At 45.1% G+C, this 25,765-nt stretch carries 16 protein-coding genes; 14 read left to right on the forward strand and 2 right to left on the reverse strand.

Translation table 11 applies throughout. The features are described from left to right. Nucleotides 1-40: 40 nt before the first annotated feature. The 10 genes from E2P86_RS05335 (at nucleotide 41) to E2P86_RS05380 (ending at nucleotide 14,800) form a co-directional block, all read left to right on the forward strand. Complete coding sequence (locus E2P86_RS05335; RefSeq protein ID WP_159451862.1) at nucleotides 41-1,279, forward strand: acyloxyacyl hydrolase; 1,239 nt, start codon at nucleotides 41-43, stop codon at nucleotides 1,277-1,279. 161 nt (nucleotides 1,280-1,440) lie between these two features. Continuing rightward, nucleotides 1,441-2,052 carry an RNA polymerase sigma factor gene (locus E2P86_RS05340; protein ID WP_085473857.1) on the forward strand — a complete coding sequence of 204 codons (612 nt, stop codon included), beginning with the start codon at nucleotides 1,441-1,443 and terminating at the stop codon, nucleotides 2,050-2,052. 72 nt (nucleotides 2,053-2,124) lie between these two features. Further along, nucleotides 2,125-3,399: a FecR family protein gene (locus tag E2P86_RS05345; RefSeq protein ID WP_134431311.1), complete on the forward strand. Its 1,275-nt coding sequence runs from the start codon at nucleotides 2,125-2,127 to the stop codon at nucleotides 3,397-3,399. Nucleotides 3,400-3,580: 181 nt separating this feature from the next. After that, on the forward strand, nucleotides 3,581-6,826 hold the full coding sequence (locus E2P86_RS05350; protein WP_166785146.1) for a SusC/RagA family TonB-linked outer membrane protein: 3,246 nt from the start codon (nucleotides 3,581-3,583) through the stop codon (nucleotides 6,824-6,826). Between the two features lie 13 nt (nucleotides 6,827-6,839). Then, nucleotides 6,840-8,354, forward strand: coding sequence for a RagB/SusD family nutrient uptake outer membrane protein (locus tag E2P86_RS05355; protein WP_134431317.1), 1,515 nt, complete (start codon nucleotides 6,840-6,842; stop codon nucleotides 8,352-8,354). Between the two features lies 1 nt (nucleotide 8,355). After that, nucleotides 8,356-9,678 carry a Gfo/Idh/MocA family protein gene (locus E2P86_RS05360; protein ID WP_134431319.1) on the forward strand — a complete coding sequence of 441 codons (1,323 nt, stop codon included), beginning with the start codon at nucleotides 8,356-8,358 and terminating at the stop codon, nucleotides 9,676-9,678. 5 nt (nucleotides 9,679-9,683) lie between these two features. Then, nucleotides 9,684-10,592, forward strand: coding sequence for a sugar phosphate isomerase/epimerase family protein (locus E2P86_RS05365; RefSeq protein WP_134431322.1), 909 nt, complete (start codon nucleotides 9,684-9,686; stop codon nucleotides 10,590-10,592). Between the two features lie 686 nt (nucleotides 10,593-11,278). Then, nucleotides 11,279-12,178 carry a methylisocitrate lyase gene (gene prpB, locus E2P86_RS05370; protein WP_134431325.1) on the forward strand — a complete coding sequence of 300 codons (900 nt, stop codon included), beginning with the start codon at nucleotides 11,279-11,281 and terminating at the stop codon, nucleotides 12,176-12,178. Continuing rightward, nucleotides 12,159-13,313 carry a bifunctional 2-methylcitrate synthase/citrate synthase gene (gene prpC, locus E2P86_RS05375; RefSeq protein ID WP_134431328.1) on the forward strand — a complete coding sequence of 385 codons (1,155 nt, stop codon included), beginning with the start codon at nucleotides 12,159-12,161 and terminating at the stop codon, nucleotides 13,311-13,313. Before prpB ends, prpC begins: the two co-directional genes overlap by 20 nt. 35 nt (nucleotides 13,314-13,348) lie before the next feature. Then, nucleotides 13,349-14,800, forward strand: a complete 1,452-nt coding sequence (locus E2P86_RS05380) for a bifunctional 2-methylcitrate dehydratase/aconitate hydratase (protein WP_134431331.1) — start codon at nucleotides 13,349-13,351, stop codon at nucleotides 14,798-14,800. Nucleotides 14,801-15,102: 302 nt separating this feature from the next. On the opposite strand, the gene E2P86_RS05385 is transcribed toward E2P86_RS05380, so the two are convergent. Both E2P86_RS05385 and E2P86_RS05390 read right to left on the reverse strand, forming a co-directional pair. Continuing rightward, nucleotides 15,103-17,211 (reverse strand): 3-hydroxyacyl-CoA dehydrogenase NAD-binding domain-containing protein, encoded by a 2,109-nt coding sequence (locus E2P86_RS05385; protein WP_134431334.1) that lies wholly within the window; start codon nucleotides 17,209-17,211, stop codon nucleotides 15,103-15,105. A gap of 4 nt (nucleotides 17,212-17,215) precedes the next feature. Further along, nucleotides 17,216-18,400, reverse strand: coding sequence for an acyl-CoA dehydrogenase family protein (locus E2P86_RS05390; RefSeq protein WP_134431337.1), 1,185 nt, complete (start codon nucleotides 18,398-18,400; stop codon nucleotides 17,216-17,218). A 219-nt stretch (nucleotides 18,401-18,619) separates the two neighbouring features. Here E2P86_RS05390 and E2P86_RS05395 point away from each other — a divergent pair, with 219 nt between their 5' ends. The 4 genes from E2P86_RS05395 (at nucleotide 18,620) to E2P86_RS05410 (ending at nucleotide 25,765) form a co-directional block, all read left to right on the forward strand. Further along, complete coding sequence (locus tag E2P86_RS05395) at nucleotides 18,620-19,192, forward strand: RNA polymerase sigma-70 factor (protein WP_085473867.1); 573 nt, start codon at nucleotides 18,620-18,622, stop codon at nucleotides 19,190-19,192. A 102-nt stretch (nucleotides 19,193-19,294) separates the two neighbouring features. Next, nucleotides 19,295-20,440 carry a FecR family protein gene (locus tag E2P86_RS05400; RefSeq protein WP_134431340.1) on the forward strand — a complete coding sequence of 382 codons (1,146 nt, stop codon included), beginning with the start codon at nucleotides 19,295-19,297 and terminating at the stop codon, nucleotides 20,438-20,440. 198 nt (nucleotides 20,441-20,638) lie between these two features. Further along, a complete protein-coding gene (locus E2P86_RS05405) occupies nucleotides 20,639-24,115 on the forward strand; it encodes a SusC/RagA family TonB-linked outer membrane protein (protein ID WP_166785147.1) in 3,477 nt (1,158 codons plus the stop codon). Between the two features lie 66 nt (nucleotides 24,116-24,181). Then, nucleotides 24,182-25,765 carry a SusD/RagB family nutrient-binding outer membrane lipoprotein gene (locus E2P86_RS05410; protein WP_166785148.1) on the forward strand — a complete coding sequence of 528 codons (1,584 nt, stop codon included), beginning with the start codon at nucleotides 24,182-24,184 and terminating at the stop codon, nucleotides 25,763-25,765.

Consider the following 25,765-nt stretch of genomic DNA (forward strand, 5'->3'; position numbering starts at 1 on the left):
GAGCGTATACCTATATGTGATTTTACACATACAGTCTTTTGTGTGGAGAACCGCAGTTGTCACCTGCCTTTGTTGCTATGTAATATCTCCGGTCATAGCACAGGATTCTGCGATGGAAGGTGATACTTCAACGCAAGTATCGATTTTCAAACCAGGGCGATTTGTACATAGTTTAGGCGCTGAGTTTCGGTATAGTAGGGTGATTCCGAATTTACCTTTCTTTGATGGTGATAATGCTATGAGTAAACCCATTCGTAACGCTTTTACAGGTCATCTTAAATACGCCGTAAGGCTACCGGAGGGATCCCTTGGGCGGCAGGTGTATGGGGATAGTTATCAGGGGATCGGCGTGGCACGTTTTCATTTCGGGAATAAAGAAGAATTAGGGAACCCCGTTGCGGTTTATCTCTTTCAAGGGGCACCCATTGCAAAATTGGCTCCACGTTTGTCCTTGGGGTACGAATGGAATTTTGGATTGTCTACCGGATGGAAGCCTTACGATCAGTATGAAAATCCTTATAATATTGTTATTGGTTCCCGTTTAAATGCTTATATCAACGTGGGCCTTTTGCTCAATTGGAAGGCAAGTCGGTCTGTCGAAATACAAGCCGGAGCAGATATCTCTCACTTCTCAAACGGCAACACTGCATTCCCGAACGCAGGGCTCAACATGTTTGGTACTAAGGTGGGGATGGTATATCATGTGAATAATAGTGATGAACAGTTGCGAAAGCAAAGACAGTCCTTGTTAGCCTTGCGCCCATTTCCTAAACACATCAGTTATGATATGGTCTTTTTCGGTGCGTGGCGGCGCAAAGGAGTTGATTTTTTTGGACAGCCTGTTGCTTCTCCGCATGCTTATCCAGTTGTGGGTGCATATTTTGCGCCGATGTATAACTTCGGTTATCGATTCCGTGCCGGTGTTTCTATCGATGGGATATATGATGGTAGTGCCAATGTGTATACAGAAGATTATATTGTGGGAACGGAACAAGAGTTTTTTAAACCTGCGCTTAACCGCCAGATGGCGATAGGCTTCTCTGGGCGCGCTGAATATGTCATGCCGCTATTTTCGATTGGGGTCGGAATTGGTGCAAACGCTATACATAAAGGAGGCGATCTTACGGGAACATACCAGACTTTTGCACTGAAGATTGGGGTTACCAAAAGCTCGTTTCTACATATCGGATATAATCTAAAGGATTTTCATGAACCAAATTTTTTGATGATCGGACTAGGGTTCCGGTTTAACAATCAACGTCCTTCTTTGTTACATTAAGACCTTCGTGTTCCTATCCATTATTAACAAGCTTAGCGTACTATTTAGGGCGTTACCATGAAAATAAAAGCTGTGAAAGTAGTTTTTTGCCATTTTTTGCTTTGCTGATATTTTCTTTTATATTTGATTTGTTACCTTGATGACCGATAAGCACTAATTACATGTCCCCCGATACCGCAACCTTGCCCTTTGATTCCGAAGAGAAGTATCTTCTATCGCTTTTGAAAGAGGGGGACTATGCTGCATTTGAATCGATTTATCACAACTATAGTCTTCGAATTTTAGGTCGCATAATTCGATTGGTACGATCCAAACATATTGCCGAAGAGGTGCTGCAAGAACTATTTTTAAAAGTTTGGGAAAAACGTGAACAGATTGATCTTAACCGATCATTTCGTTCTTTTCTTTTTTCTATTGCGCAGAATATTGTATATGACCATTTCCGTAGGGTTTCGTTGGATGATAAATTTAGATCCATGTTTATCCAAAATTATCATGAAGACTACGCGCATATTGAAGAGGAACTCGTTTTTAAGCAAAGTCAAGAACAATTGATGCAGGCTATCGCTAAACTCCCTCCCCAATGTCAACGTGTATTCATTCTTTTTAAACTAGAAGGAAAAAGCTATGCCGAGATAGCAGAGATGCTGCGAATTTCTAAATCCACTATAAATAACCATATTACAAAGGCGAATGGTCTTCTTAAGGAAGAATTACCCTTTTATCAATCTCACCTCGTTATCGTAAGTTTATTGTTGTTTAAGTTTTTTTAATTTTTTTTTCGTTTGGAGTAGGTAGTATTTAGCTATTGTCCGTAATAGCTTATAAAACCTGAAAAAATTTTGATGCCAAGCGAACTTATAAACAATATTTTTAAGCAATACCTTAATGGCTCCGCTACCCAAGAAGATTTAGCCGTATTAGTCAAGCTATTTCAAGAAGAAGACGGAAGTTTATTAAAAGCATGTATTCTCGAAGAGCTGCAACAGGATGTTGCGGAGGCCTCCAGTCCGTATCAAGATATTTCGAATCGAGTACTCCATAAATTGTCGGAAATTCGTCATAAAGAATTGCTGAGGAAATATGCGAATGAAACCATCACCGAAAAAGAGCTTAAAGAGCTTCAGAGTCGCATGGGACAGAAGTCTCCCTCAGGCGTAAATGGTACCATACAACCGCCACCTAAACCATATCATCTTACGTTCAAAAAGTGGATCGCTATAGCCGCTTCATTGCTCCTGTTTGGAGGGCTAGCTACCATCTGTTATAAGTTCTATAAACAAGATTCTCAGGAAGTTTACGGTTATGTCGATGATGTGAAATTACCAAATCATAGTCAAGCGGTTATCACCTTTGACGATGGTAAGTCTTATGTGTTGCTTCAAACCGATGAAAAAGTACTTGCCGCACGCGGTATACATATTATGCGGACAGCCAAGGGGGAATACTTATTTAAGATATCGGATGTTAATGCGATGCGACCTACATACCAGACTTTTCATTCCCCCAAAGGAACATTGTCACGACTTATGCTTCCCGACGGGACAATGGTCTGGCTAAATTCAGATGCTAAATTACGCTATCCCTTACATTTCGCTAAAAATAAGCGGGCAGTAGAGCTGGATGGTGAAGCCTATTTTGAGGTCACACATAATGCCCATCATCCTTTTACCGTTTCGATGAAAAATACCCATATCAACGTTTTGGGGACCGCATTTAATGTAGCAGCCAATTTAAGGAAAAACGCAATCTTAACAACACTAGTCGAGGGATCGGTCGAAGTGGAAACCTCCCAGCAGAGAACACGCATTACGCCGGGTATGCAGGCGGTATCCGATCAGACTACAGGCGAAATTAACGCGCGATTGGTAAATACAAACGATGTATTGGCCTGGAAGGATGGATATTTCCGATTTAGAGAAGACGATATATATGCGGTAATGGAAAAAATAAAGAGCTGGTACGATATTGAGGAATATCAAGTTGAAGCACATTCCACGGATCGGTTTACGGGGCTTGTTCTGCGGACACATAAGTTGTCGGATCTGCTCGATCAGTTGGAAAAAATATCTGTTTACAAATTTAAAATTAAAGATAGGAGGGTATATGTTATGAGATAGTCAGGAAAGATAAAAGCAAATCGGAAGTGCTCGCAACACTCCCGATCAAATTGTTTAGTGATACAATTTAAGCTGATGTTAACAAAATAAACTTTGATCAACCAAACAACTACAAATGTATAAATTCTATTTTTATTATCGTGCGACCGTACGAAAGACCCTAAATCAATGCTTCGTGGTAATGAAGATATTAACGTTTTTTTTAGTCGCTACGCTGGTACAAGCGCATGCGGCTTCCTATGGGCAACATGTTTCGCTGAATTTCAAAAATGCACCGCTAGCCGATGTCTTGGATGATATTCAAAAACAAACGGGATATGAACTCCTATATAACAGTCGGGTTATTGGAGAAAGCAAAAAGACTGTTTCCATAAATGTGAAAAAAGTACACTTTATTCAGGCGCTTAAAACAATCCTAGCAGACCGTAGGCTCGATTTTGAGGTGAATAAGAACGCTGTCCTGATCAGGGAAATTAATGGTGTATCCAAAAACCAACATCAACCTTCCGGAAGTTCTAGTACGGCTAAGCGGGAACAGCAACGTACCATTACGGGGAAGGTCGTAGATGCCAATAATAACCCGATCTCTGGAGTCACGGTCCTGGTTAAAGGAACCACAGTGGGAACCTCCACAGATAACGAAGGTTCTTTTTCGCTGAATGTTCCGCAGAACGGGAGCACGCTTGTCTTTTCGGTAGTCGGGCATAAAGAACAAGAGGTATTAATCGGTGACCAACGCGTATTAAATGTTGTCCTCGAATCGAATATCGATAACCTCGATGAGGTCGTCGTGGTGGGCTATTCTTCTCAAAAAATGAGGTATCTATCGAGTTCGATCAGTAATATCTCGGCAGAAAAATTAAAAGATGTGACCGCGAATGATCTGTCGACTATGCTTCAGGGTAAAGCACCAGGTGTTGTTGTCTCTACGGCGTCTGGAGATCCCTCTAGTGAGCCCCGAGTTTTGATTCGTGGAGCTGGAACAATCTCGGCTAGTACCGCGCCGCTAGTCGTGGTTGATGGCAATATTGGCGGTTCTTATAATCCGGCTGATATTGAGTCTGTGTCCATCTTGAAAGATGTAGCTGCTACAGGGCTTTATGGTTCTAGAGCGGCCAATGGCGTTATTATTGTCAACACCAAGATGGGAAGACCGGGGAAGACCAAAGTAGAGTTCAATAATTCCTTTGGTTTTGCAAACCCAACGACCGGAAATTTCAGGATGATGAATTCGCAGGAACTCTACGACTTTCAAAAAACGTTCTACAATAGAGATCCTTCCGTTGTGGATAACAATACCAATTGGTGGGATCTTGCCTTTGGTACCGGATATGTAAACAACCACAACCTATCTGTTTCGGGGGGTTCCGAAAAGGTACAGTATTATACTTCTGGTGTGTTTTATCGCGAAGAGGGTACCCTAAAAGGAACAGGACATACCGGGTACAATTTTCGAAATAATTTAATAGCGAATATCACAGATCGACTCAAAGCCTCTGTTTTCATTAACGGTAAGGTGAATAAGAATACCGTAGAAAACAGTAATACCATGTATGATGCATACATCAACCTTCCATTTGATCCAGCTTTTGATGCGAATGGGGAACCTATCGACGCACGATTTCATCCGAACTGGCTCGGCCGCGAAAAGGAAAACTTTCTACATTCATTGCTGTACAACTACAACAGAAACAATAATTGGCAGGTTAGTGGTGATTTGAACTTGGATTATAAACTGAGTAGTAAGGTATTGTTATCTAGTTACAACCGTACGCAGCTGCAGAATGGTAAATCGGCTAGATATTTCGATCGACGGACGAAGCAGGGAGGGGCAAACATCGGAGAACTTTATAATGATGCCAATAACTCGAGCCGATTTTTAACGTCTAATCGAATCCGATATGCGGAAGATTTTGGTCGCAATAGCTTGGTGTTACTCGGTGTCGCGGAGGTCGAAACAACCATCTCCGAATCGTCTGAAGTGTCGGGGAAAGGTTTGCCTGCGGGTAGAGATGTAATGTCTGTTGCGACGGATATCCTGCAAAGCCCAAAAGGAGCTAGGGAGCAGGTCGGCTTTCGCAAGTATTTGGCGCAAGCGGATTATAGTTTTGATAACCGATATTTCTTAATAGGATCCTTTGTTAATGAATTCTCGTCTAAATTTGGACGTAATAATTCAACGGCTAATTTCTACCAGTTGGGCGCTTCATGGATCTTGACTAATGAAGGTTTCCTTAAAGAAAGCCAGGCACTTTCCTTTGCTAAATTGAGAGCCAGTTACGGTACCGTAGGAAATGCGGATGGGATTTCAAATTTTGCATCCTTAGGCCTGTATAGTATCACCCAGGAAGCGAGCTACACCGGGCTGCCTGGTGCGGCACCCTACCAAAAGGGAAATCCGAATTTAAGTTGGGAGAAAATAAAATCAGCCAATATTGGTGCCGATGTAACCTTATGGAATAAGGTGGCCATTAGCGTGGATGTTTACGAGAAGAAAGCGAGCGAACTATTGTATAGAAAGCCTTTGGCGGCGACGACAGGATATAGCTATGTCTGGGTAAATGCCGGGTCGGTGCGCAACCGAGGAATAGAGTTCAATATCACATCGCAAAATATTACCAAGGAGAACTTCTCGTGGGAAACAGGTTTTAATATGGCATTTAACAGAAACAAGGTGCTAGAATTAAGTGACGGATCGGCTGTTTTCAACGCCGGAGCCAGACAACCGATCGCGGTTGGTTATGATATGGATGCTTTTAGTTTTCCAATCTGGGTCGGTGTAGATCCGGCCAACGGTGATCCATTGTGGGAAAAAGTGACGGTGGATGCGGAAGGCAATAAAACGATTACAACGACCAATAAATACAGTGAAGCGGCTTCTTCTACGTCACGCCAATTTACGGGAACTTCGGCCGCGCCTAAGTTTACAGGAGGGTTAAGCAATACGCTTAAATATAAAGACTTCTCGTTGTCCGCATTTTTCAATTTTGTATATGGTAATGAGGTGTATAACGAGACGCGCGTTTCTTTTGACAACGACGGTTTGTATGAAGCATTCAACTCAATGGTCTTGAAGGAAGGATGGACACGCTGGGAGAAAGCGGGAGATATTGCCACCCATCCGAAACCTATCGTAGGTGGAAATAAGGAATCGAATCAGTCTTCGTCACGATATCTGGAGGATGGAAGTTACATCCGCTTGCGCAATCTCCGTTTAGGATACAATTTACCACAACATCTATTGACCCGAATGGGAATTGCAAGGGTCCATCTCTTTGTGAGCGCCGATAATCTGTGGACGGCGACAAAATTCTCCGGACCGGACCCGGAGGTTTCTTTGAGTCAGGTGGATCAAGTTTCTGGTGTTTCGAACTTTAAATACCCTATTAGCAAAAAGATCCTTTTCGGTTTAAATCTAACCCTTTAATACAACAGTAGATATGAAATTATCATCTTTATATACCTTATTAACATCTGTTGCGTTTGTTTTAATACAGGTTTCTTGTCAGAAGTATTATGAACCTACAGAGTTTATTGACGAAGAATCAGCATTAAAGAATGAAGCGGATGTGGGTACGGCTACCATAGGTACCTATGCCGTACTCAAGAATGCTGCGTATGTTCGTAGCGGACATTTCTTGATGGAATACCCCGGTGATGCCGTGAGTCAGGGGCAATCTTCAGGCGATGACTTAACGCGTGCCTATCGCTACAACCATATCAATACTTCGGATCACTGTACGAACTTTTGGTCGCAAGCCTATAAAGTGATAGCCGCCGCCAATAAGATTATCGAATTTGTGCCAGATAATGCTGCGCAAGGGCTTCTTCAGTTGAAAGGCGAAAATCTATACCTGCGGGCGATGATGCACTTTAACCTTGTCCGTATTTTTGGTCGTCCATATCCGCAAAATGGAGGAAGCAACCCCGGTATTCCTATTCTAAAAGAAGGACTGACCGATGAGGAGGCCACCTCATTGTTGCGCAGTTCTGTTAAGGATGTTTACTCCTTTATTATCGCAGATTTACTCAAAGCGGCCGACTTGATGACAACGGAGAAAAGTAATGCTTTTGCTTCCAAAGAGGTAGCCTATGCCTTGCTGGCACGGGTGTATTTGTATCAGGAAGATAATGATAATGCGATTAAGTATGCCAATTTAGTGATTAATTCAAATCGGTATTCCTTGTTGCAAGGCAGTGAATATACGGGGTATTTCAGGACGCTCCCCGAGAGCAACCGAGAGACCATCTTCTGTATTCGCCATACAAAAGTAGAAGATCGAAATATGTCGTCCATAGGGTCGATGTATTTCAGTGGAGACCTTTCCGGAAACCCGATGGGGCAAGGTGTTAGTGGATGGGCTGAAATTTATGCGTCAAAAAAATACTATGATTTTATCAAACAAAATCCGCAGGACCTTCGAAGTAATTTCTTAACGCCTTATCTCGTAGATGGTACGTTGCAGTATAATCAAAAACTGACACCCGTTACGCCGATGTACTATGTGAACAAATATTCGCTTCAGGAAGGGCAAATCAATCTCAGTTCGCCCGTTTATTTAAGGCTGGGGGAGATATACTTAATTCGTGCGGAAGCTGAAGCGAAAAAAGGAAATACAGCGGATGCCCTGGCAGATGTGAATACTTTGAGGGCACGAGCTGGTTTAGTAGGTGAAGCGCTGTATACCCCAAGTAAATTGCAAGAGTTGAACAAATCGGCCTTAGACATCGTTTTGGAGGAGCGTTTCTTGGAATTAGCTTTTGAAGGCCATAGAGCGTACGATTTGTATCGTAATAATCGCGCGATGGAACGGGATTATCCCGGCACGCATTCCTTGAATAACACGCCGACGACAAACCTACATCAAAAAGTAAATCCTACTGATAATCGGGTTGTATTCTATATTCCACAAGCAGAAATTAACAGAAATCCTAAACTAACACAAAACCCTTAATATGAGCCTTTCAAGAAGAAATTTTATAAAAAATGCCGGATTAACTACGCTTGCGGGCGTGATCGCAAGTAACCATGCTTTTGCATCGGATGCTTTATGGATAAATAATACAAATACTTTGAAAGTAGGCTTGATCGGCTGTGGTGGACGCGGTTCTGCTGCGGCCGTGGAAGCGATAAATGCGGATCCTAATGTTGTTCTTTATGCAATGGCGGATGCCTTTGAGGATCATATGGAGCAATCTTACGCTTCCTTAAAAGAGAAGTTGGGGGCGAAGATGCAAGTCACCAGGGAGCATCGTTTCGTCGGACTGGATGCTTATCAGAAGCTTATCGATTTAGATGTTGATGTGGTCTTGCTCGCTGCTCCACCAGCGTTTCGACCGGCGCATCTGGAGGCTGCGGTAAAGGCGGGCAAGCATATCTTCTGCGAAAAACCATTCGCAGTGGATGGTCCCGGACTAAGGCGAGTAATAGCCGCTTCAAAAGAGGCAAAAAGTAAAAACTTAGCCTTGGTAGCTGGTTTTTGCTGGCGCTATCACGTACCGAAAAGAGAAGCCTTTGGTCGGGTGTTAAATGGTCAGATTGGCGAGGTACTGAATGCGAGTTGTAGTTATAATACAGGGGAACTCTGGTATAAAGAGAGACAGCCTGGGTGGACTGATTTTGAGTATCAATTGAGAAATTGGTTGTATTATAATTGGCTTTCCGGAGATCATATTATCGAACAAGCGATCCATAGTATCGATATGATGCAATGGGCAATGGGGGATCAATTGCCGCTACGAGTAACGGGATCTGGGGGGCGCCAGAAACGCGTAGACAAAAAATTTGGGAATGTATATGATCATTTTTCCGTAGTTTACGAGTATCAAAACGGGGTAAAAGGTTATTTCTCTTCCCGGCAGCAGAATAACACGGCGCCATCTTACGACGTGGAGCTGATCGGTGATGCAGGTCGGTGTATTGTCGACTGTCGTACCGGAGGCCATGATATTGTTGGCAAGAACCCGTGGAAGTATGCGGATGAAACTAAATTTACGGATGAGAATGCCTATAAGAAAACAAATGCGCGCAGCATGTATCAGCAGGAGCACGATGAGCTTTTTGCATCGATCAGAAGTAACAAGCCAAAGAATGATGGCGAGTGGATGGTTAAATCTAATTTAGTCGCATTGGCAGGACGCATGGCGGCCTATAGTGGACAGACCGTATCTTTGGAGGCCGCTCTTGCTTCGAACCAGGTTTTGTTTCCAGGAGCGGTGTCTTGGGATACGAAATATGATTTACCGATTGCTATACCAGGAATTGACGTAACGATTTAGAAACAATGAATAGAAAAACATTTATACGGACAGCATCTATAATGGCTGGCGCAGCCGCGGCCTCTCCCTTAATGGGGCAGGTGGGAAGTACGCCTGTTTTGGCGGGTGCAGCTCGACTAAAAAAAGGAATAGGCTTTGATATGATCAAAGAAGATCTGTCGTTGCTGGATAAGTTTAAACTGGTGAAAGATTTGGGATATGATGGTATTGAATTTAATAGTCCGGTTTCCATCTCCGTTCAGGAGCTCCTGAAAGCTAAGGCGGCTACAGGTATCGCTATTCCGAGTTTGGTCAATAAAGACCACTGGTCGAAGCCACTCTCTGATCCCGATCCTTCGGTTCGACAATTTACGATCGACTCCGTCGGGAAATCTTTGCAGGAAGTGAAGGGGCTAGGTGGCGATACCGTGTTGGTCGTACCTGGTGTCGTCAATGAAAAGGTATCGTATGGTGTGGCGTACAAGAATGCGCTGGATTCAGTCCGGAAACTTATTCCGCATGTCGAAAAAACGGGCATGAAGGTAGGACTTGAAAATGTATGGAATAACTTTATTTTAAGTCCGGTGGAAGCCAAGAATTTTATCGATGAGATTGACCATCCTTTGATTGGCTGGTATTTTGATGTCGGAAATATCCTTCGCTACGGATGGCCTGAACATTGGATTGAGGTGTTAGGCGACCGTATAGTAAAGTTACATGCCAAAGAGTTTAGTCGGAAGATCATGAACGATGAAGGCTTGCGGAAAGGGTTTGGAGTCGAGTTGCTTAAGGGTGATATCGACTGGCGGACGGTGATGAAGACGGTGCGGCAGGTCGGGTACAAGGGAGGCTGGCTAACGGTTGAACTCGGTGCCGGAGATCGCACATACCTCCAGAATATTTCGAAGCAGATGGATGAAATCCTAAGCTTTTAATCTCATCCCCACAGTAGTTTTGGTACTGTGGGGATTTTTTATTCCAACAACGGTTTTCAAACCGCGGTATTCTCCCATTCTCCTCTTCCCCAAAAGTGTAAACGACCAACCACGATTAATCATCATCTAGCAACTAGAACTACAAGCCAGTAGAGTTGCACATTGGTAAAGTTACACGCTGGCGCGAGCCTGCCTGCGGTAGACAGGCCTTTGACTCGTGTCCTCTTGCATTGTAATTATAAATCCAAATTGTATAGTTTATAGATCTCTCCTCGTACCTCGTTCGAGATGACGAAGAGGTACGAGTACTCTATTATTCCCCTTCACTTCTAACCCTCTCAACCTCTTAACTTTCCAATTCTCTAACTCGTGGACTTTTTCTACTAACTACCATTCTCAAGAAATTAGCCACAAAATTTAACTACACCGAGCCCTTCGGGGTTTGTGGCTCTATAATCTACTCTCTTGGACGCAAGATCTTGCGTCCCTACAACGAACTACCAACCACGAACCACGAACTACGAACTACCAACCACCTAAAATCCTCAGAAAATATTCGTATATTTAACAAAAAGCGGATGAGATTCAGCACTTTCGCTGAACGCCTATCTTTAATTATGATACCAATATATCGGTTGCAGATTCGTAGCAACGGATGTGTTGTGTGCTTTTAAATCTCCAATTATATGATACAGTCTCCAGGTCTTCTCTTTCGAGAAGCAATCAAAAATGAAAAGCCTTTGCAGGTTGTAGGGGCAATAAATGCCAACCATGCGCTCTTGGCACAGCAGGCGGGTTTTAAAGCAATTTACCTCTCTGGCGGTGGTGTTGCGGCTGGATCCTTAGGCGTTCCCGATCTCGGGATCACGGGTCTTCAAGACGTATTGATCGATGTAGAGCGGATAACGAATATTTGCCCATTACCTTTATTGGTCGATATTGATACCGGATTTGGTCCTTCGGCCTTTAATGTTGCCCGAACGATCCAGTCTCTGATCAAGGCAGGGGCCGCTGCCGTACATATGGAAGACCAGGTCGGTGCAAAACGCTGCGGGCATCGCCCCGGAAAAGAACTGGTATCCAGCGCGGAAATGGTCGATCGTATAAAAGCCGCCGTTGATGCGCGGACTGATGCTCATTTCGTTATCGGTGCCCGTACCGATGCGATTGCAACGGAAGGGATCGACCGTGCTGTGGAACGTGCTGTGGCCTATAAAGAAGCCGGTGCCGATTTTATTTTCTCCGAAGCGGTTACCAAGTTGGAAGATTATCAGTGGTTTAGTGCAGCCACAGGTCTACCGGTGCTCGCTAATATCACAGAATTTGGACAGACGCCACTTTTTACCGTGGAGGAACTTGAAAAAGCAGACGTCTCTATTGTATTATATCCACTATCGGCTTTCCGTGCAGCAAATAAAGCTGCGGCCAATGTGTATAGCCATATCCGGAAGGACGGTAGCCAAGCCGCTGTCATCGATACCATGCAGACCCGGGAGGAATTGTACCAAAGTATCGACTATTATCAATACGAAAACCGATTAGATCAATTATTCAATACCAACAAGCATGATGAAGGAAACGAATGAAGGAGGTTTTAAACCTAAGAAAAGCGTAGCACTTTCCGGTGTTGCGGCAGGGAATACGGCGCTCAGCACCGTTGGAAAAACAGGAAATGATCTGCACTACCGTGGATACGATATTTTGGAACTGGCCGAAAAGGCTTCCTTTGAGGAAGTCGCCTACCTATTGATATACGGAAGCTTACCCACACAGGCGCAACTTAGCAGTTACCAAAACCAGCTTTTAAGCCAACGCGGATTACCTATTGCCATTCAGCATGTGCTCAAACAACTGCCCACGACCGCCCATGCCATGGATGTGTTGCGGACCTATGTTTCCGTGTTTGGTAGTCTACAGCCTGAAAAAGAAAGTCACCCGCTTGCCGGGGCACGCGATATCGCTAACCGCCTGATGTCCTCTATGGGATCGGCGCTCCTCTATTGGCACCACTTTAGTCAAAATGGACGCGAGATTGCCGTGGAAACCGATGACAGTACACTTGGCGCACATTTTCTGCATTTGTTGCACGGCACGCCACCGCCACCATCTTGGGTTCGGGCGATGCAGGTTTCCTTAAATCTATACGCCGAGCATGAGTTCAATGCATCCACCTTTACCGCACGTGTTATCGCCGGTACAGGGTCGGATATATACTCTTGTGTTGCCGGCGCAATAGGAGCCCTACGTGGGCCTAAACATGGAGGAGCCAATGAGGTTGCTTTTGAAATACAAAGTCGTTATGCCAATGCCGATGAGGCAGAAGCGGATATCCGGCAACGTCTCGCCAATAAAGAAGTCATCATAGGCTTTGGGCACCCCGTTTATACGATTGCAGATCCGCGGAATCAAGTCATCAAAGGCATTGCACGGCAGTTATCGGAGGAAGCCGGGGATATGACCTTGTACGATATTGCGGAGCGCTTAGAAACGGTTATGTGGGAGGAGAAACGTATGTTCCCGAACCTGGACTGGTATTCGGCAGTTGCCTATCACCGGATGGGGATTCCCACGGAAATGTTTACGCCGCTCTTTGTACTTTCCCGCATCACGGGATGGTCGGCACATGTCTTTGAACAACGGCAAGATGGTAAGATTATTCGCCCGAGTGCCAACTATATCGGTCCGGAGAATAGACCGTATGTCCCTGTGGGAGAACGCTAGAGAATTGGATTTTTAATTATTTAAGCTTATAAAAAATGTCTTCACATATTTTAAACGAAAGACCACAGCCCGATCAGGTGCTGACCGATATTGTAGATTACGTGTTAAATTATAAAGTAGAAAGCAAGACGGCACTACGAACTGCATTTTACTGTTTTTTGGATACCCTGGGTTGTGGATTTGAAGCACTCACCTATCCAGCATGTACCAAGCTGTTAGGGCCTATTGTTCCTGGTACGGTTGTTCCCAATGGGGCAAAAGTTCCCGGAACGAATTATCAGTTAGATCCTGTACAGGGGGCTTTTAATATCGGAGCGATTATCCGGTGGCTTGATTTTAATGACACTTGGCTGGCCGCAGAATGGGGACACCCATCAGATAACCTGGGCGGAATTTTAGCGACAGCCGATTGGTTGAGCCGAAGCCGTGTTGCTGCAGGTGGCGAGCCTATTAAGGCGTTAACAGTGTTGGAAGCGATGGTGCTTGCCCATGAAATTCAAGGCGTCTTGGCGCTCGAAAACTCGTTCAATAAAGTAGGATTAGACCACGTTATTCTGGTGAAAGTAGCTTCGACTGCCGTTGTCGGGAAGCTGATCGGATTGGACCGTGAGCAGCTGATCAATGCGGTGTCTTTAGCTTTTGTAGATGGACAAGCGTTACGTACATACCGACATGCACCCAATACGGGAAGTCGGAAGTCATGGGCCGCGGGGGATGCTACCTCACGTGCAGTACGTTTGGCGTTGATCGCCCAGACAGGAGAGATGGGCTATCCATCGGTACTTAGCGCACCAGTATGGGGATTCTACGATGTGTCTTTTAAAGGGCAAGCCTTTAAGTTCCAACGCCCATATGGATCCTATGTGATGGAGAATATCTTGTTTAAGATTTCTTTTCCGGCAGAGTTTCATGCGCAAACCGCGGTGGAAGCAGCGATGACCTTACACCACCAGTTGGCGCAAATCGGTAAAACGAGCGATGATATTGCGAAAGTAAGCATCCGCACGCACGAAGCAGCGATTCGAATTATAGATAAAAAAGGGCCGTTGCACAATCCCGCTGATCGCGATCATTGCATTCAGTACATGGTGGCTGTACCTTTGATTCTAGGCCGCTTAACGGCTGCCGATTATGAGGATGAAGTAGCCGCAGATGTGCGGATCGATGCACTGCGCGATAAGATAACCTGCTATGAAAATGCGCAGTTTACGACAGATTACCACGACCCCGAGAAGCGCGCTATTGCCAATGCCCTAACTGTGGAACTGAAAGATGGAACGGTGCTGCAAGAAGTCGTGGTGGAGTACCCGATAGGTCACCCACGTCGCCGCGATGAAGGTATTCCTAAACTCATAGAAAAATATAAGCTCAATGTATCGCGTATATTCGACGATGCACAGCAGAAAAAAATTCTTGAGACAACACTGGATTACGATACGTTTGTCGCAGCCGATATTAACCATCTGGTAGATATCATGGTTCGATAAAGCTTTGCGCATAGAAGTGTCGAATAAGGCAAGAAGGACACGAGCCTAAGGTCTGCCTACTGCGGGCAGGCTCGCGCCAGCGAATAGTTTCCGTAATGCTGGCGCGAGCCTTCAAACCTCCATTGGCAAAAGCAATGAACCTTCGCCAATATGCCTCCCTGCTGGCGCGAGTTTTCAACTTGTGTCCTTACCTTTAACTTGTCGTCGTCTTGATAACCCCTATCTTTTTATAAAGGTCTTTTCCTCCTACAGATTATCATGCACAGAAGAAACGAAAGACATAACCAAAGCAACAACCTCGTCTAATTCGCTTCAAACCCCGAATAAAAGGAGCGGTCCCGATCCATACGCACAATCAGCGAGGTTGGGATTTCCCATTGCTCACCATGTGCGCGGAAAGCGGTACATTCCCGCAGAAATCTACGAAGTCCTACCTGATCGATATGCCCGAATACTCCCCCCGTATGCGCCGGATATCCGATTCCAAGAACTGAACCGATATCGCCATCGATAGCCCGATTTAATATACCTTCATCCAAACAACGATAGCTGTCCAGAGCCACCACATGAAGTAGTCTTTGACGGATCACTTCGCGTGCAGGCATAGATTCCGCTGGTTTTATGCGAGGATCCTGCCATATCGTTTTCTTTCCGGTATTTGGATTATAATCATAAAAACCTTTTCCGCTTTTCCGACCTGCCCGACCTGCCTCGATCAGCGCGTGCAAGTAGTCATAGCAGCGTTGCTGCGAAGAGTGGAGCACCGGTAGCTGATCATATACATGCGTCATCAGGGGTAAGGATATTTCATCGAGCACCGCTAGTGGGCTTGCCCCGAACCCAGCCGCATATGCTTCTTCCTCAATCCAGGCGGCGGGAATCCCCTCCAGTACCATGGTAATTGCCTCCAATAGATAATGAAAGAAGATTCGTGACGTGAAGAAAGCAGGGCCGTCGTTTACCACGATCGGAATCTTACCGAGTAAGTGTATGATCTTTAATGTTTTTTGTAACGTTTTTTCATCCGTCTTTTCGCCCCGGATTACTTCTACCAAAGCCATGCGGTCCACAGGAGAAAAGAAATGCATTCCGATAAAGGACTCCGGATCTGGAGACACAGCCGCTAGTTCGGTAATCGGTAAAGAAGTTGTGTTGGAGGCATAGACTCCATTTTGTTGTAAGTAAGGCAAGCTCTCCCTCGTGACCTTCGCCTTTAGCTCCTTATCTTCAAATACCGCCTCAATAATCAGATCAGAACCCGCAAGATCTTCGATCTCTTCACTAGGAAGAATGCGAGATAGCAATTGTTCCCGTTTATCCGCCGATAAGCGACCTTGCTCGACCAATTTTCCACTTATTTGCTCGGCATGCCCCTTGCCCCGTATGGCCTGCGCTATATCCACATCCTTCAAGACCACTTCTAATCCGGCACGTGCCGCTTCAAAAGCAATACCTGAGCCCATCATACCTGCACCTAAAACACCTATTTTTTGCGGATTATACGCGAGCGAATTATCTGTTTCGTTCGGCTTTTTTGCTGCGCGCACCCCATAATATTGGGTGCGAAGCATCGGAACAACGATAGGAGATTGCCAGGCCTTGAGATAATGTTGTGCCTCTAATTGTAAAGCAGTTGAAATGGGGAGCAATTGCGTTTGACGAATGATATCCAAACATAAATTGATGCCCGTATTTAATCCGCGCGTTTTTTTTGTTACCGCTGCGGCAGCCGTTTCTAGTGCCTGTTCATCAAAATGCGTCGGCTGTCGGCCGGCTAAACTTTTGGCCCCTTGATTTATAATTTCCGTAGCCCGTAACGCGGCAGCATCTGGAGATGCTGCGATGGCATCAACCAAGCCGATTTCTAAAGCAGCACCCTCGCCAATGGCACGTCCTTGCGTTAGCAGTGGAATCGCTTTATCACTGCCGATGATTGTCGACGTAAACACGGTCGTCCCAAAGCCAGGGAATAAGCCATAGTTTGCTTCCGGAAAAGAAAGAGACGTTCCCTTCAGGGCAATGCGATGAGTCGCCCAAAGCATAGCAGCCAATGCCGTCCCCGAACAGGAGCCTTTCAGCAACCCGATCACGGGCTTCCCTTGACGCTTGATTGCTAGGGCACGTTCCAATAGTCCGGCCAATCGCCCTTCAAAATCTGTTGTACCTGTTACCTCCGTGAAAAGTGTCCGGTAATCGGACTCATTGCTTAAAAAGGGACTGTGGTACAGGATACCGCTACAATCGACCTCTTTCAGCGTGCTTTCGAGTTGATGCACGAGTGATTCCAAGGTGAGGAGGATATCCCCTTCGGTAGACTGTGTTGCCGCTGGCCGGGGGGCAATGGTTACCAATCCCGTCCCATTACGAATTGTATCGAAGTGTTGTTCCTGCTTGTCTCTAAAATTTTCCATACCCTTACACTTGGCTTTTTGTTTTATTCTGCTCCTTATAATTAATTTGGTCAATCGCAGTCTTAGCTATTATTTCGAGCATAATCTCCGATGTTCCGCCGATAATCGTACCTACGCGGACATCGCGGTAAAGGCGTGCAATCTTATAATCTTCGGTAAACCCATAACCGCCAAACAGTTGCAAGCACTGGCCCACAACTTTAACAGCAAGCTCACTCGCTTGTAATTTCGCAATCGAGCATTCCTGTACCGCATATTCCCCACGCTCCTGCAGGTCACAACAATGCTGGATAAAAGCTTTCGTCGTCGCTAATTCCGCTACCATCTGCGCAATTTTATGGCGTAATACCTGAAAGCTTTGTAGTTTCTTGCCAAAAGCCTCCCGCGTTCCCATATAATCTAAGGTATACTCCAGGGCCGATTCGGCTGTCGTTAGGCTGTGGATTGCTGCAGTGAGGCGCTCCAGCTGAAGTCCCCCCATGAGGTAACTAAAGCCTTCATTTTCCAAGCCTATTAGATTGTCTACAGGAACCGCAACATTATCGAAAGCGAGTTCTGCCGTATCCGAAGCGTGCCAACCCATTTTATCGATCTTGTTAGCGCTCACCCCAGGTGTATTCCGGTCGATAAGTAGCAGGCTGATGCCCCGTGCTCTCTGCGTAGGATCGGTCTTTACCGCTGTGATAAAGAAATCGCCGTAATACCCATTGGTAATAAAGGTTTTGGAACCGTTGACGATATAATGATCTCCTTGCCGAATGGCTGTGGTCTGGATTTGTTGTACATCCGAACCCGTACCTGGTTCCGTAATGGCGACCGCGCTGACCAGATCTCCATCAATTACTCCCCGGAGGTATCTTTGTTTCAGGGATTCTGAACCATGCTTGAGCAGATAGGGGGCTGACATGTATTGAATAACGAGCGCTGCGATAGAGAATCCACCCGAATAGCAGTAGGAAATCTCCTCACAGAAAATCATGGAGTAGTAGAAATCCAGATTTAAACCACCATATTCTTCCGGGTAGTTGAGCCCCATAAAGCCCATATCGCCCATCTTTTTCCAAATGGATCGGTCTATTTTGCCCTCTTTCTCCCATTGATCAATATAGGGGAGGATTTCCTTACGAATAAAGGTGCGAAGCGTTTCTCGAAATGTTTGGTGCTCTGCCGTCAATTGTGTTGCCTGCATATGCATTATAGTTTTATTGGTTATTGCTTTTTCCGCTTATGAACCGGTTCGATTTTCCGGTCGGATTTAGCCCAAAATAGGTAAAAATCACTTGTTTTCCTTGTAAAAATCAGAATATTTTTTCTTCATTTTTCGGTTTGATGAAATTTCTTTTATGTTTAGTGTCAAAAGAATTTATTAGTTTTATCGAAACTAACTGATTGACGACTTTTAATCCCGGTGAAAACGTTACAGAAATATAAGGAACTTCCAGACGAGGTACTTGTCGAGCATTTGCGCATGGACGATAAGCGCGCTTTTACGGCACTGTACGAGCGGTATTGGGAGCGTCTTTTTCATGTGGCCGCACAGACGTTGGATAGTGCCGAGGAAGCAGAGGAGTGCGTGCAAGATATATTTTATAGTTTATGGTCCCGTCGGGAAGCTTTACAGCTAAAACATAGTATACACACCTACCTCAGTGTTGCAGTTAAATATAAGGTAATCGATCGGCTCAATAAGAAGCATAAAAATAAACAGATGCTTGCCGAGGCGATCCAGTTTATGGTAACCGATGCACCTTGTGCGGAAAGCTATTTGTTAGAAAAGGAGCTTTTGGTTAAACTGGAACGAACCATCGCCCTGCTGCCAGAAAAGTGTCGTATCGTATACCAACTGAGTAGAGAAAAAGGAAGATCCCATAAACAAATTGCCGAAGAGCTCCAGATTTCCGAGAAAACAGTCAATAACCACTTAGTACGTGCGCTGCGCGATATAAAAGACAGTATTACTTCGGTGATTCCGATGCTTTAATTTTTATTCTCCTACAGATTCTTTCAACTTTTTTTAAAAAAAATCACAACAGACTAGGTATACCCTATCGGTCTTGAGACTATAGTGTATATACCTAATCTTATGATGGACGCAAACCAAGAAAAAGCATACCTAGCAGAGCTGGCACACAAGATCAAAAAAGGAACCATTACTCCCGAAGAGATGGCCTATTTTGATGCGTGGTATGAACAGCAGCGCCAAGGCGTGCTGCATATCGACTCGACCTTTGCCAAAAACCGTACGGTGCTCAAAAAGCGTATGCTGAAAGGTATTGAAAAACAGATTGCCAAAGAGCAACCACGTACACCAATACAGCGTCTTTGGAAACCAATAGCTGCGGTTGCCGCTTTAATTTTAGCCACACTACTTTTTACCCATATTTTTCAACAGTTCCGTCAGCGTCAAGAGGCCGCTGATATCGCCGCAATACAGCCGGGAAGCAATAGTGCAACACTGACGCTGGCCGACGGAACACAGATCAACCTATCCGAAAGTGCCGATGGTACCGTTGCGCAAGCAAATGGTGTGCGGATATTAAAAACGGCGGACGGACAACTAATCTATGAGGCCGATGGTGCTGCAACAGGAAGTCGGAATGAGTATCATACCGTGGAGGCACCGGTCGGAGGCAAGTGGCTGGTTATTCTGCCGGATAAATCTAAAGCATGGTTAAATGCATCATCCCGCATAAGCTACCCAACGGCATTCAGTGGCGGGCAGCGAGAGGTTAAAATTGAAGGAGAGGTCTTTTTTGACGTGACTCCCGACAAGCATGCGCCATTTATTGTCCAAAGCAAGGGGCAACAGATTCGAGTACTAGGCACTCAGTTCAACGTAGAGGCTTACCCCGAAGAGCGCGATGTAAAGACAACCCTGATCGAGGGATCGGTCGCTATCCAGGCAGGCAAAAAGCCAATGTTGCTTGTCCCGGGCGAGCAAGCGGTCGTAAATGAACAGGGCATCACTAAATCTGTAGTCGATACCGAAGCAGCGATCGCATGGAAGGACGGTTACTTTAAATTCAATGAAAATATCGAAAGTATACTCACCAAAATTGCACGGTGGTATGATGTGGATATTGTCTATACCGCGAAGCCTGATGTGCAGAGTACATTCTCTGGAAAAATATCACGTAGTCGCGATATCGGAAGTCTCCTGAAGATGCTGGAGTATGATTCTAATTTACATTTCAAAATTGAAGGAAGGAGGATTATCGTTTCAAAATAAGAATCAAACACGTGGAAACCGAATAAAAGGACTAAAGGTACAACCAATTTCTTTAGCCCTTACATCGGAAAACGTTCGCTATAGCCGTAAAAAAACAACTATAACAGCCTTATAAACAAAGTTATGAATACACATTTACTTTCTCTGTGGTTTAAACAAGGAAAACAACGCTTATTCTCACGAATTAGCCTCCCCAAGATGAAGTTAACGATTGTCCTGTTAGCCTTGGCCATCGTACAAGCGCACGCTAGTTCGTACGCACAAAAGATTACCCTAAACCGAACCAATACTTCGCTGGTGGAGATCATCAATGAAATCCGCCAGCAAAGTGGTTATGATTTTTTATACAGCAATGTATTGCTGCGTGATATCAAACCGATTTCCGTTAAAATCAACAATGCAACGATCGAGGAAGCGCTTACTATTTGTTTGAAGGGACAGCCGATCTCGTTTAAGATCGAAGAAAAGGCTGTACTTCTCAAAAAGAAAGAGGCTCCCGCGCCAAAGAAAACCAAAACACTAGAACCCATCATCGAAATTTTCCAGCAGCAGATCAGAGGAACTGTTATGGACGATGAACGTAAGCCATTGGAGAGTGTGACGGTTACCAATTTGATTTCCAAAAAGACGACAAGCACCGATGCGAAAGGAAACTATAGTTTAGAAGGAAATCCTGGAGACCAGATTCGTTTTTCGCTGATTGGGTATGCGCCCAAAGTATTAACACTTGCACCTGGACAGACGCAGTTGAGCGCCACGTTGAGTATTGCCGCTATGGAAATCGATGAGACTGTTGTTACGGCGCTCGGTATCCGTCGCGAAGAACGGGCACTAGGGTATGCCGTGTCGGAAGTGAGTGGAGAGGGACTTAAGAAAGCGCGTGAAACGAATGTGATCAACTCACTCGCCGGTAAAGTCCCGGGATTGATCATCAACAGTACGGCGGGTGGACCGGCCGGTTCGGCGCGGGTTATTATCCGCGGAAATACAACGGTTACCGGAAACAACCAACCGCTTTACGTGGTAGATGGGGTGCCTATCGATAACTCCAATTATGGAAGCACAGGGTCTGGACAATTTGCGGAGGGTTATGATATGGGGGATGCTATATCGGCGATTAATCCAGATGATATCGATAAAATATCGGTGCTAAAAGGACCTTCTGCTTCGGCGCTTTATGGTACCCGTGCCGCCAATGGGGTTATCCTCATCACCACAAAGAAGGGAACCAGAAACCAAGCGCTGGGCATTGAGTTTAATAGTACTTCTTCCTTTGAAACACAGCTAACAACCTATGATGGATATCAGCATTTATACGGCCAAGGAACAAAACAAAATATACCAAATTCCGTGGTGCAAGCTCGTACTACCTTGTTCCAAAATTTTGGAGCACGTTTGGATCCCGATGTGTTGGTCGACTCCTACGACGGTGTAAAGCGTCCATATGCTTACATCAAGGATAATATCGGCGGTTTTTTTCGTACAGGATCGACCTTTAGTAATAATTTGTCTTTTACAAATGGCAATGAAAATTCTTCATTCCGCTTTTCAGCGGCTGATCTTCGGGTGAATGATATTATTCCTTCGAGCGGACTTCGTCGCAATACATTTACCTTGAATGGTACCTCCAAATTTGGTTCTAAACTAACATTGGAAGCGCGTGCTATGTATTTAAATGAGCATGTTAAAAATCGCCCTGCATTGGCCGATAGCCCGAGTAACATCGGAAACTCCTTTATCGGTTTGGCAAGTAATGTGGATCAGTCGCTTTTTGCAAACACATTTAAAAATCCAGATGGATCCTACATTGAATGGGGCGGAGGCGCATATCGTTTAAACCCTTATTGGGTGCTTAATGAGATGTATAATAAAAGTGATAAAGACCGTCTAATGGGGTCGGCTCAACTTAATTATAATGCGACCTCTTGGTTGAATCTCCAGGGACGCGCTTCTACGGATATTACCTTTCTTGATTTTGAGCGATTTAATCCCCGGACGACCCCTGGTTTTGTAACAGGAGCGCTAGAGCAGATGGATCGTAAATTTGTGACCACCGAAGCGGATGTGTTGGTCACGGCACAAAAGAAGCTGACGCCTGATTTACACCTAACAGCACGTCTGGGCGGGAGTATTTCACGCGTAAATAACAAAGGTCAGCAAATGCTTTTCACGAGTATGACCGCGAGAGATGCCGTTACACCGACGAGCTTTACCGATAAAAGTATTGTGCCAAGTAGCTATGTGAGACACCTCAACTCGATGTACGGACTCCTCTCGTTAGGTTATAAATCTTTCTTGTATGTGGATGCCAGTATCCGTCGTGATGCATCTTCCACACTTCCGGTAGAAAACAATAGCTATGTGTACCCGTCTGTTTCCTCCAGCTTTGTGTTTAGCGATGCTTTTAAAATTGATAAGCGTATCCTTTCATTTGGTAAGCTTAGAGCATCGGCCGCAGAGGTTGGGGGAGATACGGAGGCTTACCTCTTGGATCTATATTATTCCATCAACCCACTTTCTTTTAAAGGGCAGGCTTTTGGGAGTGTTAATACGCAGAATCTGCCACCTAAAAATTTGCTCCCTACACGGACTCGCTCTTTTGAGGTTGGTACGGAGCTGAAGTTTTTGAATAACCGTATAGGGTTGGATGTAACGTATTATACCCAAAAATCAAGAGACCAGATTAATGCGGTACCTATCGCATTTTCTTCGGGATTTGATCGGGAGTTAATCAATGCCGGTGTTGTATCCAATAGAGGTGTGGAGATTATGTTGAATAGTTCGCCCATTCAAAAGGAAAACTTTCAATGGGACCTCAGTGTCAACTTTGCACGAAATAAGAATGTGGTTGAATCCCTTTCTGATCGGGTTCCATTCTTAACCTTGTCGGATGCCCGCTGGATGAGTGTGGCCGTGGTCGCTAAGCCAGATGCACCTTATGGATCGATTTTGGCATTCGATGAACAGCGTGATCCACAAGGTAACTTGATCTTGGACCCTATTACGCTGTTGCCTTTGCAATCCACGGAGCGTCAGTTGGTCGGGAAAGGGATTTTTGATTGGACAGGTGGTATAAACAGTTCGGTTCGTTATAAAGACTTTAGTCTTGGGTTTATTATTGATGTCAAATATGGCGCTGATATGTTTTCTATGACAAACCTCTTCGCCGCTAGCCGCGGTAGTTTGGAAACTACCTTGGAAGGACGTGATGAATGGATTAAATCAGAAGAAGATCGTCAAGCTGCCCATATGACGAGTGACGATTGGGCGAAGGCCGGTATGGTTCGTGGACTCGTCCCTAAAGGGGTAATCCGCACGATTGACGGAAATGGTAATGAAGTGTTTACCGAGAATGCACGAGCGGTAGATCCATCGGTATACTGGGCACAGATTGTTCAGGACGGTGGTGTGGCTCGCCCATATATATACGACGCATCGTATGTGAAAATGCGTGAGATTACTTTCGGCTATAGTATCCCAAGTACGCTGACCAAGCGCTGGGGCATTCAGGGGATGCAGGTCAGTGTCGTGAGTAGAAACCCGTTTATTTTGTTTAAGGATGTACCGAATATCGATCCAGATTCCAATTATAATAACGGTAACGGACAAGGTCTGGAGTATGGTTCTTTGCCAACACGTAAGAGCTGGGGGGTAAATTTAAATTTCAGGTTTTAGGTCTATGTATTGCGTCCGCACTTCTGCTTTTTCTGCATGAAATATCGGCGCTTAAATGTTATGAAAATGAAAGCAAAATCAATTATAACTGTTTTTATAGCGTGCTGTTTAACAACAGTATCCTGCAATAAATTTGGTGATACCAATATTGATCCGACACGCTCCAGTGATCTGGATCCATCCTTACAGTTGACTAATACGCAACTGCGCTTTTCCGGTGACTTGGAGTCAAATGAGAAAGTTCACCTTTGTCTTACCATGCCCATTGTTCAACATGTGGGGGGAATCTGGGCGAACCGTTGGGGACAGATGTATATCTATAATCGGCAGTATCTGTCGTCGTTATGGGATTTCGCCTACCGTAGTGGTGTGGTGAACATGGTTTCCGCGGTAGAAAGAACGGCCAATGATCCGGAACAAAGCAACCTGAATGCGGTATGCCGTATTATGAAGGTGTATGAGTTTGCGAGACTTACCGATATGTATGGTGATATTCCGTACTCGGAGGCAGGAAAGGCGTATATCGACCGGGTGACGCGTCCTAAATTTGATCGCCAAGAGGATATCTATAACGATTTCTTTACGGAGTTGAAGGCAGCAGCGGAGCAGTTAGATCCATCTAAAGATCAGGTGCGTGGTGATCTCTTCTATAAAGGAGATATCGAATCCTGGAAAAAATTTGCCAACTCTTTGCGTTTGCGCTATGCGATGCGCTTGGTGAAGATCAATCCCGAGAAAGCACGTCAAGAAGCTGCTGCTGCATTTGAGGCGGGTGTTTTTACAAGCAATGCAGACATCTGTTTGTTGCATCATGAAGATATCCAAAATACCTATGCCGATATGCGCGGAAATGGACTCTCCGCGGCCATCGGACAGTCGGAAGTATTGCCGCGCGTGAGCCGTACTTTAGTAGAGCAGCTCCAAAGTACAAACGACCCGCGCATGCCGCACTTCTTACGCTACTACATCGATATCATCAACCGCCCATTTGATCGTATTGATATTACCGAACAGGTAAAAGCTCAGATTGGATACTATGGCGTGAAGCCAACCGACTATATTTGGGATGATTGGTTAAACCCGATGAAGATTCAACTCCCGAATGGCAAAACGATTGAAATCGTAAACAACGACCAAAAAGTACAGTTAGCTAATTTCTTGATCCGTAATAATGCACCATTCCTGCATATGACCTATGCGGAGGTGTCATTTTTATTGGCGGAAGCAAGCGTACGTTGGGGAGGTAATTGGGGTGGGACCGCAGCCACACATTATGCCAACGGAATGCGGGCTTCCATCAAACACCTAAGTCTGTATCCAGGCGGACCGAATATTGAGGATCAGCAGATCAACACCTTCATTCAGGGCAATAGTCTGATCCCGGGGCGTGAAATAGAATTGATCAATAAGCAGTTGTGGATTACTTTTTTAATGAACGGTACAGAAGCGTTTGCAAACTGGCGCAGAACTGGGTTTCCAGCATTGACGCCTGGACTTACGGGAGAGTCTACGACAAATCAGATTCCGCGTCGTTTGGAATACCCGATCAATGAAACTGAACAGAATCGGGCGAATGTTGCTCCGGCAATTGAAGCGCTTGGACCAGGAGGAGATACATGGACAAATCGTGTTTGGTGGGATAAGCCATAA

It is taken from the genome of Sphingobacterium psychroaquaticum, from assembly GCF_004421025.1.
Lineage (GTDB): Bacteria > Bacteroidota > Bacteroidia > Sphingobacteriales > Sphingobacteriaceae > Sphingobacterium > Sphingobacterium psychroaquaticum.

Excerpts from the sequence above, each read along its gene's own strand:
- E2P86_RS05340 (WP_085473857.1), top strand. The coding sequence starts at position 1,441 with ATGTCCCCCGATACCGCAACCTTGCCCTTTGATTCCGAAGAGAAGTAT.
- E2P86_RS05345 (WP_134431311.1), top strand. The coding sequence starts at position 2,125 with ATGCCAAGCGAACTTATAAACAATATTTTTAAGCAATACCTTAATGGC.
- E2P86_RS05350 (WP_166785146.1), top strand. The coding sequence starts at position 3,581 with ATGAAGATATTAACGTTTTTTTTAGTCGCTACGCTGGTACAAGCGCAT.
- E2P86_RS05355 (WP_134431317.1), top strand. The coding sequence starts at position 6,840 with ATGAAATTATCATCTTTATATACCTTATTAACATCTGTTGCGTTTGTT.
- E2P86_RS05360 (WP_134431319.1), top strand. The coding sequence starts at position 8,356 with ATGAGCCTTTCAAGAAGAAATTTTATAAAAAATGCCGGATTAACTACG.
- E2P86_RS05365 (WP_134431322.1), top strand. The coding sequence starts at position 9,684 with ATGAATAGAAAAACATTTATACGGACAGCATCTATAATGGCTGGCGCA.
- prpB (WP_134431325.1), top strand. The coding sequence starts at position 11,279 with ATGATACAGTCTCCAGGTCTTCTCTTTCGAGAAGCAATCAAAAATGAA.
- prpC (WP_134431328.1), top strand. The coding sequence starts at position 12,159 with ATGATGAAGGAAACGAATGAAGGAGGTTTTAAACCTAAGAAAAGCGTA.
- E2P86_RS05380 (WP_134431331.1), top strand. The coding sequence starts at position 13,349 with ATGTCTTCACATATTTTAAACGAAAGACCACAGCCCGATCAGGTGCTG.
- E2P86_RS05385 (WP_134431334.1), bottom strand. The coding sequence starts at position 17,211 with ATGGAAAATTTTAGAGACAAGCAGGAACAACACTTCGATACAATTCGT.
- E2P86_RS05390 (WP_134431337.1), bottom strand. The coding sequence starts at position 18,400 with ATGCAGGCAACACAATTGACGGCAGAGCACCAAACATTTCGAGAAACG.
- E2P86_RS05400 (WP_134431340.1), top strand. The coding sequence starts at position 19,295 with ATGATGGACGCAAACCAAGAAAAAGCATACCTAGCAGAGCTGGCACAC.
- E2P86_RS05405 (WP_166785147.1), top strand. The coding sequence starts at position 20,639 with ATGAAGTTAACGATTGTCCTGTTAGCCTTGGCCATCGTACAAGCGCAC.
- E2P86_RS05410 (WP_166785148.1), top strand. The coding sequence starts at position 24,182 with ATGAAAGCAAAATCAATTATAACTGTTTTTATAGCGTGCTGTTTAACA.